This is a genomic window from Streptomyces sp. NPDC085866 (genome assembly GCF_044541035.1).
GTDB lineage: Bacteria > Actinomycetota > Actinomycetes > Streptomycetales > Streptomycetaceae > Streptomyces.
Map to the genome: position 1 here is coordinate 1 of NZ_JBITSQ010000030.1, position 15497 is coordinate 15497.

The window sequence follows — 15497 nt, forward strand, 5'->3', positions numbered from 1 at the left end:
AGACTTCCTCCACACCTACAACCACCACCGCTGCCACACCGCACTGGACGGCAAGCCACCCATCAGCCGCGTCAACAACGTCCCGGGTCAATACACCTAGCCGGTGGCCAACCCCGACGGCACCAAGGCCCTCGGCAGCGCCTGGGTCGGCCACGTCCACCGCCGGTCAGGGGTCTCCTCCGTGCCGGAGATCTTGACCCGTGTCGTCGTGGAGGAGGATGGCAAGCGGGTCAAGAAAAGGTTGCCTTTCGACAAGTCGAAGATCTACCTCTACGTCCATCGGCACACCTAGGCCCAGCGCCACGCGGACAAGAATGTCGCACCTGATGTGCTCAGAGGCACGAATCACGGCCGTCGCCGTCGCGGTGCAGACGAAGGCTCTTCGAGTGGCGCTCGAGTTGATGCTGATACTGAACGGGCGGATGGGGGGCTTCCCTCGCTGACAGGGAAGATCGTCGATCGCCCACTGCTCGGTTGCCTTCCGGAGCCATTGCTGAGAGACGTTTGAGGAGTCCGATCGCCAGTCGCTCGCCGCTGGGTTTCATCGCACCGAGACCGATGTCCCTGATCGAGGAGCGTTGCTGAGCGCGGACGGCATCGATGAACGGACGAAGTTCCTTATCTCAACCGCAACGACTGCACGGTGTGGGAACTGTCCGGTCCGAAGGCCGCCGTCGGCCGGACCACGGTCATCGCGGACGGCGGCTACCGGGGCACCGGCCTGGTCATCCCGCACCGCCGCGAGCGCGGCCGGACCGAACTGCCTGCACGGACTGAGGAGCACAACACATCCCACCGCAAGGTCCGGGCACGCGTCGAGCGCGTTTTCGCGTGGATGAAGACCTGGAAGATCCTTCGCGACTGTCGTCTGAAGGGCGACGGCATTCACACCGTGATGCTCGGCATCGCCCGGCTGCACAACCTTGCCCCCACGGGGTAACTCCCGTCCCACACGAGGCCACCTCTAAGCGAGGCCCGAGGGAGACGGCTCCCCACCTCGCCGACTCGGAGGATGCTCAGTCGAGACAGAACTCGTTGCCCTCGATGTCCTGCATCACGATGCACGAATCGTTGCCGTCATACAGGAGTCGCACGCGTACCGCGCCGAGCGGGACCAGTCGTGCGCACTCGGCTTCGAGCGCCGCCAGGCGCTCTTCACCCACGAGTCCGGTGCCGACCCGCACGCAAAGGTGGACCCGATTCTTGACCACCTTCCCTTCGGGAACGCGCTGAAAGAACAGTCGCGGGCCCACACCTGAGGGATCACTGCAGGCGAACCATGAACCCTGATCCTCAGGAGGCCGGGAACGGTCGAAATCGTCCCACGTGGCGAACCCCGCAGGTGGCGGCGGTACGACGTACCCCAACACCTCGCACCAAAAGCGAGCGACGCGCTCAGGTTCTGCGCAGTCAAAGGTCACTTGGAACTGCTTGATCGATGACACAGGCGCACGATAACAGGGGGACTTTCTTGCTCATCTCCCGGTAGGGAACTGCAGGTTGACGGGAGGATGGTCCTTGCCGGCCGCTGCTGCCGGTCCGGGCCCGCATGGCCGGCCTCCTCCGCCAGCGTCCAGCCGTTCTTCCGTTGCAGCGGAGCGATCAGGCCCCGCATATAAGCCAGTGTCGACTCCCGAGGCTCCGACTCGCTGAAGCGGTGCACGAAACGCTCATGCACAGCGTCCAGTTCGCGCGCCCATAACCTGACATCAGCAAGGTCCCCACCCACAACCGTACCGACGACCGACCTGGCCATCAGTCACGACAAGCACCGTTGCGGTACTAGGGCCCTATATAGGGTTTGTTGCGAAAGTGGATCAAGGTCGTGGATGGTCACCGGCCGTGGTGCGTGGTGATGGGACCAGATCCGCAACCGCAGGAAGCTCGGCTCACGCGGAGGCCGGCCGCCGAACCCGACGAGACCGACTACCGCGAGCGTCACGCCGTGGAACGCGGGATCAACCGCCTGATGCGGCACGGCGCGGTGGCGACCCGCTATGACAAACTCGCCGTCCGTTACGAGGCGACGGTGCTGGTCGCGGTCACCAACGAGTGGCTGTGACCAGCACCGCCTGACGGGGTTCTAAACGACGCAGAATTCGTTGCCCTCGGGGTCCTGCAGAACGACGGCGTAGTGCTCCATGTCCGGCTCATCCATGATCCGCAGCACGGTGGCACCGGCCTTGGTGAGCCGTTCCACCATGGCGGTGACCCGCTGAGCGCGGACCGCCAACGGGATCTCACGCCCTCCGCCCACCTTCAAGTCAAGGTGCACCCGATTCTTGGTGACCTTCGGCTCGGGGACCTGCTGGAACCACACCCGTGGCCCCTGTCCCGCAGGATCGATGATGGACTCCGGCGTCTCCCCGGCGCCGGTGGGCAACTCCTCCTCGGGCACCCCCATGCCCACCCAATACTCCCGCCACGTGGAGTGCCCGCCCGGCGGAGGCTCCGGAACGTATCCCAGAGCCTCGGCCCAGAAGCTCGCCAGCCTCTGCGGGTCAGCACAGTCGATCACCAGCTGCAGCGTCATATCCATACCCGGAGGATGCCAGGCAGGTCTGACAACATCGGCCACGGCTCCTGCCCAGACCGCCCCCTGCCAAATGATCCACTTTCGCAACAGACCTAGTGCTCTGATCGTATGGGTTCACCGGTTTGCTCAGCAGTTCGGGTTGACAATGGCTGATCGCTCTGGGGATCAGTGGACAGAGGCACAAAGTCCCCGCGATCGTCTGCTTGGACCCAGGTGTCGTCCGTGGCGGAACAGTCTGATGCCTGTGTGTGTAAGCGTGATCTGGTGCTCGCGGCAGGCGTCTTCGACCTCGTCAGACCTAATGGATCCACCCGGCTCGACGATGTAGCACCTGATCGCGTTCCTGGAACAGGCGCAGGCCGAAGATTTCCCGCGCCTCGACCGTGAAGGCGTGAACGTCCCTTTTGCCTCCAGGACCAGGAACGGCCTTGGGACTGGTGAGCTCGCATGCAGGTGTCGCGTATTCGCGGCCGAGCCCAGATGGGGCTCGCGCTGAGTGATCTGCGCGAGCTCGGCGGCACCCGGCAGTCTGCTGGTCGGCGATTGGCATGATGGGCGGCGGCAAGTCTCAGGTGTCTCTAGAGGGGCGACTATGGCGTTCAAGACCGGAGTCGCCGAACGGGACGAGTGGTCCTATTCGCCGACTGTCGGCGTCGGACCGCTCCGGTTCGGTATGACCGTCGACGAAGTGGTCGAGGCGGCTGAGGTGCTCGGCCGGACGAAGGTCAGCGATTGTGCACGGGACCACGCGATCTTCACGGGTCTTGGAAGGTCGAAGTCCACCGTCGTGGGGTGGCTCCTTCACCGCCTGCCGTCACGGCCTATGTGAGCCAAGCTGTGGGGCTGTTCTGCATCGCTGACGACGCCGTGCACGGACCTCAGGTCGCGTATGACGGACTCCCGCTGGTCGGGAGAGACCTGTCGGAGCTGGAGAGCGACGCAATCGCGTATGCCGAGGCAATGGACGTGCACTTTCGCCACACGCCCGAGGGCTACGCAGGACCGGATGATTCCGGGGTCGTGATGCGCGGGCAACTAGATGATCAATTCCAAGGGATGCCTGCGGAGGGTGTGGGGTGGGCGGCGGCCGAAGCCACCGCGAGACGGTCAGGCGGCGGGCTGCCGGCCCTGGTTGTCGAGGTGGCAGCGGGCGGTCAGGCGTCAGGGTCGACTTCGGGGTGCGTGAACCGCACGGGCATGCCCAGCGACCGGGCGTAGGCGATTTCGGCTCGGGTGCTGTCTCCGATGTAGTCGCCGACTACGAGCACCTCATCAGCGAGCCGGATCTTCGCCCGGTGCAGATCGACGAGTCGAACCTTCAGCGCCTCGGCCTCGACAGGATCGGACCAAATTTCGTGCGGCGACTTCATGTCACAGCCCGGTTTGACGACAATCTTTCCGGCTTTGGTCTCCCGCAGATCGGCCTCGTTCATCTCGGTCATGAAGCGGGTGGAGCCGCAGATCACGACGATACGCGGGAGGCTCAACAGCTTCTTCGCGTCGGCGAGCTTCTCCTCGGGGGTGAGCAGTTGCGGGTATGACACTGGTTCCTCCTGGTGGTGTGGTCCAAGGGGGGCCTGTGGAGATGAGAACAAGGGTGTCCAAGATCGTTTTGTGACGAACGACGTGGACACCCTCGCGACAGCACTCTATGCGACGACCGACGACATGCTGAAGGAGCATCCCGACCTGGCGCCGTGGCGCCCGCCGGTCGGCATTACGCCCGAAGGGAACGCCCTGCCGCCTGCCTCCGGCGACGCTCGGGCTGTCCTGACGCCAGGGCCCGGAGCTGCCCGCCGCCCGTTTGGCCGTCGGGGGGGGGGGCGACGGGCCGCCTCCTACTTGTCGAGGGCGTCGAGTTGGCGATGGAGGAGATTCTGCGCCCCGCTGCGGTCGGGGGTGGCGGCGGTGAAGTAGTGGATGTAGACGAACACGTTGTTGCGGACGCTGATCAGTTTGACACCGGCGTTGCCGAGGTTGTCGAGGGTGCTGATGACGGAGCCGGTGGCATGGTCCGCAGGGTCCGCGAAGGTCTGCTTGTGCGGCGTGCTGCTGGTCTGCCAGGTGTGTGCCATGGACTTGTACATGCTCTCGGCGCCGGTGGGTGCAGCGAACCGAACGAGGAAGATGTCGGTCTGGCTTCCATCGGTACTGATCCAGCCTTGCCGCGCGGCCGCGACGAAGCGTCGGCGTACGAGTACGGCCTTTTCCCGCGAGACGGCGTCCGCGGCGAAGAGCCCGTGGGCGAAGCCGTCCAAGTCCAGCGCGCCGTTGCGGTCGGTCCAAGCATGCGTGCCTGCCGGGGCCGGCAGGATGGCGGCCATGAGCTGTGCTCCCGCCCCCGACGCAGGTGCGTCCGAGCCCGAGGAGGAGGTTGCGGGGGCCGAGGGAGATGAAGCCGCCGAGTCCGTGGTCGCCGGCGAAGGCTGGGAGCGTGGCGTTGAACAGCCGGCCAGCACTGCCGTCAGGAAGGTTGCGGCGAGAACCCTGGCGTGTCGTCTCGGTATGTGCACGCCGGGATCATGGCCGATCCCACGATCTTGCGTCCAGTGTCTTTCCGGGGGGCTGCCGGACTACTGGGTGAGGATTGCTTGAACCGGGTGATGAGGGGGGGCGGTCACGCAGCGGCCCCGGCCCCGACGGGAATCGAGGCCGGCAGTACTCCTTGTCGCCGTTCACGTGCCCTCCGCGAGTACCTGGCCGCGCGCGTAGGCGTGCCGGGATCCGCCCGTGGAATGCGATGTGTGTGGGCGGGCGATGCGGTGATGGCCGGTGCCGCCGACTGCGGGGGAGGAGGAGATCTGGTCCTGTGCTGATGCTGCGCCGTCACCCACGTGGATGGCGAGTGGTTTGAGAACTTCATGCCCGCCGTACCAACCCATGGACATGCACGAGTCAGCGTGGCTCGGCGGCCGGGCGCCGGATTGCGGAACCGCTGACGTCGTCGCCTACGCCGAGCGGACCGGCGTTCTGGTACGGGTGGTGTGGCCCGTCGGCGCCACCCCGGCCCGCCGCCCCGACCTGTGGGGGTCGGCCGCCGTCCTAGGCTCGCTGACGAATAGCGTCCACCTGCGCACATGTTGCTCGGGACATGCGAGCGTTCCGCTGTTGAACTCGTCGAATTCCCAGAGCGGCATGGTCTTTCCCCGCCTCGCCTTGGCGTGCGGTATGAAGAGTGTCAGTCACGCGGCGGGGAACCGCGGGGTTGGGGCGGGAGGGCTCAGTGGCGTTCGAGCGGAGTTCGCGGGGCAAGCCAGACCCTGGTCTGGAGCAAGCCGCTGAATTTGGTGATCCACGGGCGATGATGCGTCTGGCCCGCTTCTTCGAGCGCCGCGATCCCGACCAGGCTCAACGGTGGCTTCATGATGCCGTTGAGGCCGGTGAGAGCGAAGCGATGTACCGTCTCGCTGAGCTCCTCATCGCACGACAGCCAGACCAAGCCCGACACTGGTACCGGCGGGCCGCGGAGGCGGAACACCTCCAAGCCATGTACGCGATGGGCACGACAGGCGACGACCTCGAGGAGCGCGGTAGATGGCTGCGTCGCGCTGCCCAGAAGGGTCATGTCGACGCGAAGCTGGAGCTTGGCCGCGCACTCCGTGATCGGGAGTTGCCCGAAGAGGCGGAACGCTGGCTCCGCGCAGCGGCCGAGGACGGCGGCGAACAGTGGGTCGAGCCACTCGACCCGGCCAAGATCGATGCCGGCCTCGGTCCGCGGCACCAGGCATGTCTTGATCTCGTGGCACTGTTGACTGCGCAGGGCCGCCTCGACGAGGCAACCCAGTGGCGCGACCGCGCGAAGCGCATCCTCAACTGGGAGTCAAACGTAAATCGCTCCTTCTTCAGACGAGCGGGCACGGGGACGGTCGTGGTGACCGCCGTGGTCGCGACCGCTGTCCTCCCCTTCGTGCAGGCCCTGATCTCCAAAGCAGCCGAGGACGCGTACGGGCAAGCACGCGCACTGGTCCAACGCATGCTCCGCCGGTCCTCCACTCAGCACGAGGCCGGCAACGGGGCGACACTGCTCATCGCGGACGACCCCGACGCACACATCACCTTGTGCTTGTGGTCAGACGTCACGGACGAGGCCTTGCGGGCCCTGGCTTCTCTCGATCTCGACGAGTTGACCGCCCAGCGGCCCGACCGTGGCCGGATCCGCCTGGTCTGGAACCCGGCCAATTCAAGATGGCAGATCCGAGGCGACCAGCGAGATCAGTAAAGGATCGCCCGCTGTCCGGCGAGCAATCGGTGCCACGATGAGGCGGAGCCAGGCCGTTCCGTCATCTCACGGTCCGCATTTCGTCGGTGCCCCTCCCATTGCGGCCAACCAGCACTCGGCCGCTCTCGCAGCTCAGGCGTCCGTGGCGCTGGCCGCACACGCCCCCCAGCGGCACGTGGCCTGGCTGCCGAGTGACCGCCAGTTCCCGTCGGTCAGGCGGCAGCGGCTCGCAGATCCGCTGCCGTCAGCAGCGACGACAGCCTGATGCCCTCGGCGGCCAGGGCATCGGCACCTCCTTGCTCACGGTCAATCACGCACAGCGCCTCATGCACCTGAGCCCCCAGACGACGCAAGTCCGCGGTCGACAGCACGATCTGTCCTCCGCTGGTGACCACATCCTCAACGACCAGCACCCGGCGACCCTCGACATCGGCACCTTCGGCGAGACGGCAAGTGCCATACGGCTCGGCCTGCTTGCGCACGAACGCACAGGGCAGACCCGTATGCCGGCCGAGCGCGGTCACGACAGGAATGCCGCCCATCTCCAGACCGGCCAGCACCTCCGTGTCGGACGGCACCAGTGGCGCCATCCGCTGGGCAACCTCGTCCAGCAGAACGGGATCGCCTTCGAACCGGTACTTGTCGAAGTACTCCGTGGCGGTCCTTCCAGACCGAAGCGTGAACTGCCCGGTCAGATGAGAGGCAGCATGGATACGGCGAGCAAGATCGATATGCGTCACAGGTGTTCAGTCTTCCAGCCGTCCCAGGCAGTCAGGACACCGGCTCCCCGCACGGAGCCAGGCCCAGAGGGCCCACTGTCCATGCCGACATCGTGAACATGAAGCCGACACCGTGAGCACCAAACACCCCTGCGGCCTGTGGCCGCAGGGGTGTTCTCGTTCGCCTACATCCTCAACGGCAGTGACGTCGTAGTGCTCACCCAGCAAGTCCGGCAACAGTCAGGGCAGCACCTGACCGATGTTTGGAAGGCGCCACCGCGCGGGCGCACCTAAGAATCCACCGCACTGCGCCAGCCACGGCCTGTCGTTCGTAGGGCTGGCGAGCACTGAGCCGAAAGCTCCCGCGACCGTGCTGTCAGTGCCCGGTGGCAGGATCGGCTCGGTGATCCGTTCACGGACAGGGGGATACGTCGTGACGAGTACGTACGAGTGGCCGCGCGATGCGAGCAGCGAGGACTTTGCGGCCCTGGAGCAGTGGCTCGGCGAGCACGGGTGGGAGGTCGATCCGACGGTGTTCATGGCCGGCGCGCGGGGTCCGGCTGTCCAGGTCCGCCGGATCGGAGGGGCGTGGCAGGACGGGGAGGCGGGGTTGCTGATCCTGCCCGGTGAGGTGGCGGAGTACGACGGCGGCCGGATACGCATCGCCACCCGGCCGGCCGCGGCAGCCTCGCCCACCCCGTAGGCCCAGCGCTTCACATGCTTCCGGCCCCCTCGACGTGGGTGTCGAGGGGGCCGGTGCGTTGGTAGCGGGGACAGGATTTGAACCTGCGACCTCTGGGTTATGAGCCCAGCGAGCTACCGAGCTGCTCCACCCCGCGTCGGTACGCCCAGCTTACGGCATACGCGCGGGCTCGGCGGCCACCACCCCGAGTGGGCCGGGAAGCGGAGCGCGTGAGGCCCTCGCGGGGAACGGCAGGTCTGCGCGGTACACCCCGATCTACGTCGCGCACGGATCCTCACCGAGGGCCGCCATCGCATGGCCCGTCGGGTCTTCTCCGGCCAGCGCGGCGAGCTGCGGCAGAACTGCGGCGAGGGTATGGAGGACCAGCTCGGCGCCCTCGGCCCGGCGCTGAACGCCGTGGTGCTGTGGAACAGCCTCTACCTGGACCGGGCGGCCAAGCAGCTCGCCGCCGACGGCCTTCCCGTCACCGACGACCTGCTCGCCCGCCTCTCACCGCTCCCGTTCGACCACATCAACTTCCTCGGCCGCTACGAGGTCTTCCGCCTGTAGGCCCCGCCCATCAGGTGGCTGCGTTCACCGTCTCTGCGGGATCCGGCATGGTCCACATCGAGGACGAGCGGCCATCGCCGGTGGGGAGTCACACCGGGTCCGGCAGGTCCATGAACGCGAGTCTGGCCGTATCGATCACAGCGGTGATCTCGGTGATGCGGCCGTCGGCGACGATGAAGGCGAGGATGGAGAGCGGGGTGCCGTCTTCGCTCCAGGAGATGACGCCGGGGCGGCCGTTGACGGTTGCCGCATGTCCTCGAGCTGCGCTGCCGGCCACTCGCGCGCGGGTGGCGACTTCGGTGGCTCCGAGCGTGACGAACCGACCATCCGGGGTGTGGACGGTGAACTTCACTTCGGGGTGGAGAACCTGCAGCAGCTGCTCGAACTGACCGTCGCGGGCCGCGGCCAGGAAGGCCTGGACCACCTCGCGTTGCTGTCGTCCGGCGCTTGCCGGCTGCTGGGCGGCCTGTACTTTCCTGCGGGCGCGGCTGGTGAGCATTTTGGTCGCGTCGGCGGACATGCCGAGAATCGTGCCTATCTCCCCGTGGGGCACGACGAACTCGTCGTGCAGCACGAACGCCGGCCGTGCGTCCGGGCGCAGCGAGTCGAGGACCGTGAGGAGCGCGAGGCCGACGGAGTCCCCGAGCGCCACGAGGTCTTCCGGAGCAGGAGTGTCGTCGAGCGTCACGGTGAATTCGGGCAGCTGGTCGTCGAGGGCGACTTCCGGGCGGGTCCGGCCCGACCGCAGGACATCGAGGCTGATGCGGCCGACCACGGTGGTCAGCCAGCCGCCGAGGTTGTCGATGGTGCCGGTGTCCTGGCGGGAGAGACGCAGGCACGCCTCCTGGACCACGTCTTCCGCGTCGGCGTGTGATCCGAGCACGCGGTGGGCGACGGCTCGGAGCCGGTCACGTCGCGTCAGCAGAGCACTGCGCAGCCGAGGGTGAGGAAGGCTTCATGGATGTCGTCGCGTGTCTCCCAGCGGATCCGCAGGCGGCGAACCAGTGCAGGTGAGCGAACGCGCGCTCCACGACCCGGCGTTGGGTGCCAAGTCCGGAGCCGTGCTCGGTGCCCCGGCGGGCGATCACCGGCTTCACACCGAGATCCCAGACCGGACGGCGGTACTTGTCGTGGTCGTAGCCGCGGTCGCCCAGCACCACGTCCGGGCGGCGCCGGGGCCGGCCGCGTTTGCCCCGTACTGGCGGGCTAGTTTTTCTGCAGGGCGCGGGTGACACCCGCGATGACCGCGGTCGTCAGCACCCAGCCGAAGGCGATCAGCAGGTAGGCCAGCCACTGGAGGCTGTCGTTCGGCCAATACCAGGCCGTGCGCTGCCCCAGACCACCGATCGGGATCAAGAGGTCGAGCGTGTAGACGAGGGGCTGGAACGCAGCGCCTTCGCCTCGTTGGACCGGAGTGGGGGCGTGAGTACTGAAGGACAGCGTGCCCAGCAAGGCCAGCACGAGGAGCCAGACACCGGCTAGCCAGGGGCGGTAGCCATAGCCGACGGTCACGTCGAGCAGGTGCCCCCACACACGCGCGGCCGGGGGCAGAGTTTGACGCCGATGGCGCTGTTTGGCCAGGAGTACGCGGCGGGCGTCGTCGTCGTGGCCGGCCTTCCGGTACCAGCTCGCCAACTGCTCATAGGGCTGGGGGCTGTAGCCCGGACTGCGTCGTATCCACGCAACGCGGCGGGTAACGGAGTCCCGCCGCCCTACTGCCTCCCGCCGCTCGCCTGCCTCGTCCACCTTGATGGAGCCGTAGACGAAGCCGTCCAGCTCCACCACCTCCGGCCAGCTGTGCTCGCTGTCGTGGAGGTAGGACACCTGCGCGCCCCGCAGGTCCACGGTGCCGGACGGTGGCCGGGCGAGGGTGAAGTCGAAGTCGACGGCCTGCATCAGTAGGGCGACCAGTGACGGGCCGTGGCCGACGGGTGGCCCGTTCAGGACGGCTCCATCAAAGGTCAGGTTGTCCGAGATCCGGGCACCCCGCAGCCGTACGGTTCCGTTCGCGGTGAACCCGTCGGAGAAGTCGAGCGTCGAGGCCATGGCGTTGTCCAGGGCGAGCGCCACCCCGTGCCGGCCGGGGCGTTCCAGCAGTGCGCCCCGCATGTGCAGTCCGCCTGGCAGCTGTGCCCCCATGAGACGGACTTCGCCGTGCGCGACGAATCCGTCTGCGCAGTAGACGCCGCCCTCCGCGACCAGTCCGCCAGCGGACACTGCCCATTCCCCAGGTGCGGTGATTTCGGCGCCGCTGAGGTTCACGGCGCCGCTCACGTGGGCGTTGATGAGCGACAAGGCAGTGACCCTGCGATGGAAGGGCGAGGCAGAGCCGCTTTCCAGGCGAGAGCGCCGCAGGTCGAGGCGCCCCTCGATACGGATCAAGCCGGCTTCCACCCCCGGCACCCGGCTGCCCACGATCGCAATCGACTGGGTCGACGCTCCAGAGAGGTCCACACCCTCCTCGAACCAGCAGTCCTCAAGCCAGAAGACGTGAGCGATCTGCGCGCCGGCCAGGTAGAGGTGCCCGGATATCCGCGCCCCGGCGAGCCTCAAGCACGGCACCGCGCCCGACTGCGCGGTGTTCGCTCCTTGGAGGAGCGCCACGATCACGGCGGCCCGAACCGTCCGCTCCGGGCCCCACTGCCCACCCTCGGTGACACGGTCGTCCTCAAGCACAGCCGTGCGCAGATCCACGCGGCGTCCCTCGGGGAACGCATCCCACAGCTCACGCTCTGGTGGAGTCAACTCGTCGTATGAGAGCACTCATGCAGAGTAGTGATCTTCCTTCGCGCTCGCCTCGCCCTGCCGCGCGAGGACCAGAGGACGGCCCATTCTGTCAGGAGTTCTGAGGCCGAGCAGATGCCCCACTGCGGCTGCGCGCTGGGTGCCGAAGACTCGGCGGGCCATGCTCCCGGTCTCCCGCAGCACGCGGTCTCACGGTACGAGTTCCGGCATTGCGGGGGTAGCCCGAGACCGTACTTGCCAGGACGCCGCCAAAGATCCGTGCCCCCTGTGCCGCTGTCATGGCCAGAATGTCGCCGTCGACGTCGCACCTTCACCGACGGCCCGGCTGTCTTTCGGGCTCTGCGTCCTTGCCGGTGCCGCGATCGCGGCGGTGTAGGAGGTGCTGGGCTGGGGTGGTGCTATTGCGGCTTTGCGAGCCATTCGTCGAAGGTGGTGGGCGCGATGCGGGCGTCCTTGCCGGGCAGGAGTATGTCGCCGGCCATCTCTGGTCCCAGCAGCGATGACCAGGTCGGTACGAGCTTGACCGCGTGGCCGCGCGCGTCGTTGGTACGCCGGGCCATGTCCACCAGGTCCTGCGGTTCCGGGCCGGCGACGTCACGGTAGCGCCCCTGCGGTGTGCCCGTGGCGATCTCGGCGAGGATGTCGGCCACATCCGCGGGCGCGATCGGCTGGACGAGTAGCGGTGGGATCGGGGCGACGCCGTCCCGTTCGGTCCAGCTGGTCACCGTCGCGGCGAAGTCGTGGAACTGAGTGAAGGGGACGATCGTCCACGGCACCGGGCTCTGGGCCACGAGGCGCTCCTGCTCACGCTTACCGGCGTAGTGTGCGTTGCCTTCAACACGGTCGATGCCGACGATCGAGAGCAGTACGTGGTGCCGGACACCGGCCAGTTCCTCGGCGGCGAGCAGGTTGCGGGTGGCGGTGCCGAAGTACGCCACCGCGTCGTCCCGGTCGGCTGCCTCGTAGCTCGTGGCGTCCACGACGGCGTCGACACCCCTCAGGGCGGCGTTGAGGCCGTCCCCGGTGATCAGGTCCACGCCGAGTGAGCGACTGATGCGCACGACTTCGTGTGCGGCCTGTTCCAGGGCGGCGGCGGTGCGGGCCCCGATGTTCCCGGTTGCTCCGGCGACAGCGATGCGCATGGTGATCTCTCCTCTGTGATTCGCGATGTCACTCAGCTTTCCCCCGCTGCTGGCATCCGTGGAGTGGGTGGTCACAGGTACAAGGCCTCCACGCGCTTGCCGTCTCCATGATAGGAGCATATGCTCGTATTGCAAGTGGGGTCCACACCGAGCCTTCTTTCCCTCCCGTGCTTTCCCCTCAAAAGGTTGTGCCATGACTATCTCCACTGGATCGGCCGCTGAGCGTGAGTGGACGCGCGCCGCGGCGGTGGAGCAGGCCCTCAGGCCGAGGCGGGGCGCTCGTCGGCCGCCCGTGAAGGCGTGGCTCCAGCCGGCCCTGATCTCCCTGGTCGTCGTGGCCGCCTTCATCGCGTGCTACGTCGGTCTCCAGCGCGACCCGCAGCCCCACCGGGTGCCCGTCGCCGTCACCGGGCCCAGCCTGCCGGGCGAGATACAGCAGGCCCTGGGGGACGCCGTCGAGGTCCACCCCGCTGCGGACGCCGCGACGGCGCGCCACGCGCTGGAGCGGCATGACGTCGTGGCGGTGCTCGGTACCGCAGCGCCTGGCCACCTGAGACTGGAGATCGCCGGAGCCGCCGGTATGTCCACCACATCGGCCGTGCGCACACTTGTCGACGCCTACGCCCGCGGTGCCGGCGCGCACGCGACCACCGCGGACGTCGTCCCTCTGGCCGAGCACGACGCCCGGGGCCTGGTCGGGTTCTATGTGGCCTTCGGCGTGAGCCTGGCCGGCTTCGTTCTGGGCTCGAACGTCCTGGGGCTGGCCGGCGTCATGCGTCTGCGCCACCGGTTCTTCCTGCTCATCGGAGCCTCCGCCGCCATCGGCGCCGTCGGGGCGCTCGTCGTCGGCCCCGTCCTGGGCGCCGCCCCGGCCCCGCTGGTGCCGCTGGTCTTCGTCCTGGCCCTGCTGGCCGTCGCGACGGCGTTCACGACCAAGCTCCTGGGCGCCGTGCTCGGCCCCGATCGGGCTACCGGTCACCACGCTGTTGCTGCTGACCGTCGGCAACGCCACGAGCGGCGCGGTCATCGGAGCCGACCTGCTGCCCGCCGGGGCCCGGGCGGTCTCCGCCCTGCTGCCGCCCGGAGCGGCCGTGAGGGGCATCGCCGATCTCAGCTACTACAACGGCTCGCACTTGGGCGGCCCCGTGATCACCCTGGCTGTGTGGGCCATCGTCGCCGGGATCCTGCTGAGCCTGCGTCCCCGCCTGATGCGACGCCGAGCAGCCGTCGCCTGACCGACGCCCCGGGCCCCGCACCTGCAGTTGCGGGGCCCGGGGCCGGGCCCTCGGGGTGACGCGGCCGCCAACGACTGGCCGGAGCCGCCACGCGCGACTCGTCGGGGCTGCTCGAAGTCACCGCAAAGTCCGCTTCCGTCCCTGTCGCCGACAGGGCGGATGCCGTCGAGCGCGGCGTGAACGCCGCAATGAGGAGACGCTGGAATGGAACACGAACGCACATCCGCCGACGAGGCACATCGGCAGCGCAGTCTGCGGTTCTCCAAGCTGCCGGAGCCCATCCGGCTTAAGGACACCGTGGAAGAGCGGCCGGCTGTGGCGCACGACTCGGTGAGCGGCGCCTACAACCCGGATTGGTGGCTCATACGCATGGGCGGCCTGTGAGTTGCTGCCCCGGCCGGCCGGGGGCCCGCCCGTCGGCACCACCGTGACCGGGTACTGCTCCGACTGGGGTCCTCATGGATCCGCAGCGCAGCGCCGTCCTTCGTGCGCTGCACGAGTCCCGAGAGAGGTCGTTGGGAAGTCCCGGAAGATCCCTGTCCGGCTGACATCGATCGCAGCCGCCGGAGCGGTCGCGGTCGGATGCTTCCTTCACGTCCTCTGGCCGAAGCCTGCCAGGAGTCATCGCCGGAGCGTTTGATGCGGAAGGCGGCCTGGCGGGTTCGCCCCTGGTGCACCGGTTGCGGCGGTCCTCGCGGTCCCACCGGGGCCGGGCCCGGGAGAGCTGCTCTGCGAAGCCGGTCACATCGGATACGAGGGTTGCTCACGAGACGGACCGCCAGTGCAGCACCGATCAATCGGCCTCAGGCTGCAGGCCCATCACCTGTCTCGTCGGCGGGGTATCAGGACACGCCTTCGCGCGTAAGGACGTGCGCGGCAGAAGGCCTGGGCGCCGGGCCTGCGCCTGCGCAGGCGAACGCGTCGGTCAGTATGAGGTGCGCTGTCGCCGACCGTTCGATGCTCTGGCTGTCGCCGTCTACTCGGCCCAGGGGTGGAAACCGGTGTCGAGGACGTCTTCGAGGATGGCGCGGAGTTGGGCGGCCCTCTCTGCGCCGAAGTTGTCTTCGAACTGGGCTTGTGCGGTGCGCCAGTGGGGGAGGGCCGCCTCCATGCGGGCGACGCCGTCCGGGGTGATGGTGACGATGCGGGCGCGGCGGTCGGTGGCTGAGGTTTCGACGGTGACGAGGCCTTCGCGTGCGAGCGGTTTGAGGTTGCTGGCCAGAGTGGTGCGATCCATGGCGATCGTCTCGGCGAGGCTGGTGATCGTTATTTCGTCGTGGTTGCTCAGGTGCTGAAGGATGCTGAACTGCGTGGCGCGCAGGCCTGTCGGGGCGAGGGCCTTGTCGTAGGTGGCACCCAGGTATCGGGCCGCCTTGCGCAGAGCCAGGTTGTTGCACGAGCCGACGGAGTCCGTCTCGATCGAGTCCGCTTCCAGGGGACGTGAAGGGGTGGGGTCCGTGGGGCTAAGGGCCATTTTTCTCCTCCAGGGCTCCCTTCCATGATAGGAGTACCTACTCCTAATCGGAAGAGGGTCACCCAGGCGGCGAGGTGCCCGGAGTGGGAGTGGCGCGCGGGGGCGGGTCGCACGACTCGGCTGGCGTCGGGTGGCCTGCTGCACGGTCTGACTGAAGGGGTCGAGCAATGCCGCT

The 15497-nt window shown here is 67.8% G+C and carries 17 protein-coding genes, 1 tRNA gene and 5 pseudogenes; 11 read left to right on the plus strand and 12 right to left on the minus strand.

All coding sequences use genetic code 11. From position 1 onward, the window contains the following. The 3 genes and pseudogenes from ACIF83_RS43935 to ACIF83_RS43945 form a co-directional block, all read left to right on the plus strand. Positions 1-100 (plus strand): annotated as a pseudogene (locus ACIF83_RS43935) (IS481 family transposase); the annotation flags it as partial. 3 nt (positions 101-103) lie between these two features. Further along, a complete protein-coding gene (locus ACIF83_RS43940; protein WP_399736038.1) occupies positions 104-292 on the plus strand; it encodes a hypothetical protein in 189 nt (62 codons plus the stop codon). Positions 293-625: 333 nt separating this feature from the next. Beyond that, positions 626-940, plus strand: a pseudogene (locus ACIF83_RS43945) (transposase); the annotation flags it as partial. Positions 941-1016: 76 nt separating this feature from the next. Here ACIF83_RS43945 and ACIF83_RS43950 read toward each other — a convergent pair. Together ACIF83_RS43950 and ACIF83_RS43955 are read right to left on the minus strand one after the other, a co-directional pair. Beyond that, entirely contained in the window at positions 1017-1445 is a 429-nt protein-coding gene (locus ACIF83_RS43950) for a VOC family protein (RefSeq protein WP_393479976.1), read from the minus strand. An 80-nt stretch (positions 1446-1525) separates the two neighbouring features. After that, positions 1526-1729 (minus strand): annotated as a pseudogene (locus tag ACIF83_RS43955) (IS701 family transposase); the annotation flags it as partial. 126 nt (positions 1730-1855) lie between these two features. On the opposite strand from ACIF83_RS43955, the gene ACIF83_RS43960 reads away from it, so the two are divergent. Beyond that, on the plus strand, positions 1856-2062 hold the full coding sequence (locus ACIF83_RS43960; RefSeq protein WP_399736041.1) for a hypothetical protein: 207 nt from the start codon (positions 1856-1858) through the stop codon (positions 2060-2062). 21 nt (positions 2063-2083) lie between these two features. On the opposite strand, the gene ACIF83_RS43965 is transcribed toward ACIF83_RS43960, so the two are convergent. Then, positions 2084-2539, minus strand: coding sequence for a VOC family protein (locus tag ACIF83_RS43965; RefSeq protein WP_399736176.1), 456 nt, complete (start codon positions 2537-2539; stop codon positions 2084-2086). Between the two features lie 589 nt (positions 2540-3128). Here ACIF83_RS43965 and ACIF83_RS43970 point away from each other — a divergent pair. Beyond that, positions 3129-3365: a hypothetical protein gene (locus ACIF83_RS43970; protein ID WP_398141842.1), complete on the plus strand. Its 237-nt coding sequence runs from the start codon at positions 3129-3131 to the stop codon at positions 3363-3365. A gap of 325 nt (positions 3366-3690) precedes the next feature. Here ACIF83_RS43970 and ACIF83_RS43975 read toward each other — a convergent pair whose 3' ends face one another. Then, the gene (locus tag ACIF83_RS43975; RefSeq protein WP_399736044.1) at positions 3691-4080 is read right to left on the minus strand and encodes a hypothetical protein; all 390 of its coding nucleotides are present in this window, start codon (positions 4078-4080) and stop codon (positions 3691-3693) included. Between the two features lie 70 nt (positions 4081-4150). Here ACIF83_RS43975 and ACIF83_RS43980 point away from each other — a divergent pair. Beyond that, positions 4151-4261: pseudogene (locus ACIF83_RS43980) on the plus strand (IS982 family transposase); the annotation flags it as partial. 113 nt (positions 4262-4374) lie between these two features. On the opposite strand, the gene ACIF83_RS43985 reads toward ACIF83_RS43980, so the two are convergent. Next, positions 4375-4860: a hypothetical protein gene (locus ACIF83_RS43985; protein ID WP_399736048.1), complete on the minus strand. Its 486-nt coding sequence runs from the start codon at positions 4858-4860 to the stop codon at positions 4375-4377. A gap of 977 nt (positions 4861-5837) precedes the next feature. On the opposite strand from ACIF83_RS43985, the gene ACIF83_RS43990 reads away from it, so the two are divergent. After that, on the plus strand, positions 5838-6755 hold the full coding sequence (locus ACIF83_RS43990) for a tetratricopeptide repeat protein (protein WP_399736051.1): 918 nt from the start codon (positions 5838-5840) through the stop codon (positions 6753-6755). 212 nt (positions 6756-6967) lie between these two features. Here ACIF83_RS43990 and pyrE read toward each other — a convergent pair whose 3' ends face one another. Further along, positions 6968-7495, minus strand: coding sequence for an orotate phosphoribosyltransferase (pyrE, locus tag ACIF83_RS43995; RefSeq protein WP_399736054.1), 528 nt, complete (start codon positions 7493-7495; stop codon positions 6968-6970). 412 nt (positions 7496-7907) lie between these two features. Here pyrE and ACIF83_RS44000 point away from each other — a divergent pair, with 412 nt between their 5' ends. Continuing rightward, on the plus strand, positions 7908-8177 hold the full coding sequence (locus ACIF83_RS44000; protein ID WP_399736057.1) for a hypothetical protein: 270 nt from the start codon (positions 7908-7910) through the stop codon (positions 8175-8177). Between the two features lie 59 nt (positions 8178-8236). On the opposite strand, the gene ACIF83_RS44005 is transcribed toward ACIF83_RS44000, so the two are convergent. Continuing rightward, a tRNA-Met gene (locus ACIF83_RS44005) sits at positions 8237-8313 on the minus strand. A gap of 134 nt (positions 8314-8447) precedes the next feature. On the opposite strand from ACIF83_RS44005, the gene ACIF83_RS44010 reads away from it, so the two are divergent. Next, positions 8448-8726, plus strand: a complete 279-nt coding sequence (locus ACIF83_RS44010) for a Tn3 family transposase (protein WP_399736178.1) — start codon at positions 8448-8450, stop codon at positions 8724-8726. Between the two features lie 88 nt (positions 8727-8814). On the opposite strand, the gene ACIF83_RS44015 is transcribed toward ACIF83_RS44010, so the two are convergent. The 4 genes and pseudogenes from ACIF83_RS44015 to ACIF83_RS44030 form a co-directional block, all read right to left on the minus strand. Then, on the minus strand, positions 8815-9663 hold the full coding sequence (locus ACIF83_RS44015) for a sigma-70 family RNA polymerase sigma factor (protein WP_399736181.1): 849 nt from the start codon (positions 9661-9663) through the stop codon (positions 8815-8817). Continuing rightward, positions 9645-9931 (minus strand): annotated as a pseudogene (locus ACIF83_RS44020) (transposase); the annotation flags it as partial. The pseudogene ACIF83_RS44020 and the gene ACIF83_RS44015, both read right to left, overlap by 19 nt. Before the next feature lies 1 nt (position 9932). After that, positions 9933-11489, minus strand: coding sequence for an oxidoreductase (locus tag ACIF83_RS44025; protein WP_399736060.1), 1557 nt, complete (start codon positions 11487-11489; stop codon positions 9933-9935). A 380-nt stretch (positions 11490-11869) separates the two neighbouring features. Continuing rightward, the gene (locus ACIF83_RS44030; protein WP_398141874.1) at positions 11870-12613 is read right to left on the minus strand and encodes an SDR family oxidoreductase; all 744 of its coding nucleotides are present in this window, start codon (positions 12611-12613) and stop codon (positions 11870-11872) included. Positions 12614-12806: 193 nt separating this feature from the next. Here ACIF83_RS44030 and ACIF83_RS44035 point away from each other — a divergent pair, with 193 nt between their 5' ends. Both ACIF83_RS44035 and ACIF83_RS44040 read left to right on the plus strand, forming a co-directional pair. Continuing rightward, positions 12807-13907 carry a hypothetical protein gene (locus ACIF83_RS44035; protein ID WP_399736063.1) on the plus strand — a complete coding sequence of 367 codons (1101 nt, stop codon included), beginning with the start codon at positions 12807-12809 and terminating at the stop codon, positions 13905-13907. A gap of 145 nt (positions 13908-14052) precedes the next feature. After that, on the plus strand, positions 14053-14232 hold the full coding sequence (locus ACIF83_RS44040) for a hypothetical protein (RefSeq protein WP_399736066.1): 180 nt from the start codon (positions 14053-14055) through the stop codon (positions 14230-14232). 592 nt (positions 14233-14824) lie between these two features. Here the strand turns inward: ACIF83_RS44040 and ACIF83_RS44045 are convergent. Continuing rightward, positions 14825-15322, minus strand: a complete 498-nt coding sequence (locus ACIF83_RS44045) for a MarR family winged helix-turn-helix transcriptional regulator (protein ID WP_399736069.1) — start codon at positions 15320-15322, stop codon at positions 14825-14827. Between the last annotated feature and the right edge of the window lie 175 nt (positions 15323-15497).

Bases quoted from the DNA above. Each gene is read 5' to 3' on its own strand.
- ACIF83_RS43960 (WP_399736041.1), top strand. From the start codon at position 1,856: ATGGGACCAGATCCGCAACCGCAGGAAGCTCGGCTCACGCGGAGGCCG.
- ACIF83_RS43965 (WP_399736176.1), bottom strand. From the start codon at position 2,539: ATGGATATGACGCTGCAGCTGGTGATCGACTGTGCTGACCCGCAGAGG.
- ACIF83_RS43970 (WP_398141842.1), top strand. From the start codon at position 3,129: ATGGCGTTCAAGACCGGAGTCGCCGAACGGGACGAGTGGTCCTATTCG.
- ACIF83_RS43985 (WP_399736048.1), bottom strand. From the start codon at position 4,860: ATGGCCGCCATCCTGCCGGCCCCGGCAGGCACGCATGCTTGGACCGAC.
- ACIF83_RS43990 (WP_399736051.1), top strand. From the start codon at position 5,838: ATGATGCGTCTGGCCCGCTTCTTCGAGCGCCGCGATCCCGACCAGGCT.
- ACIF83_RS44030 (WP_398141874.1), bottom strand. From the start codon at position 12,613: ATGCGCATCGCTGTCGCCGGAGCAACCGGGAACATCGGGGCCCGCACC.
- ACIF83_RS44035 (WP_399736063.1), top strand. From the start codon at position 12,807: ATGACTATCTCCACTGGATCGGCCGCTGAGCGTGAGTGGACGCGCGCC.
- ACIF83_RS44040 (WP_399736066.1), top strand. From the start codon at position 14,053: ATGGAACACGAACGCACATCCGCCGACGAGGCACATCGGCAGCGCAGT.
- ACIF83_RS44045 (WP_399736069.1), bottom strand. From the start codon at position 15,322: ATGGCCCTTAGCCCCACGGACCCCACCCCTTCACGTCCCCTGGAAGCG.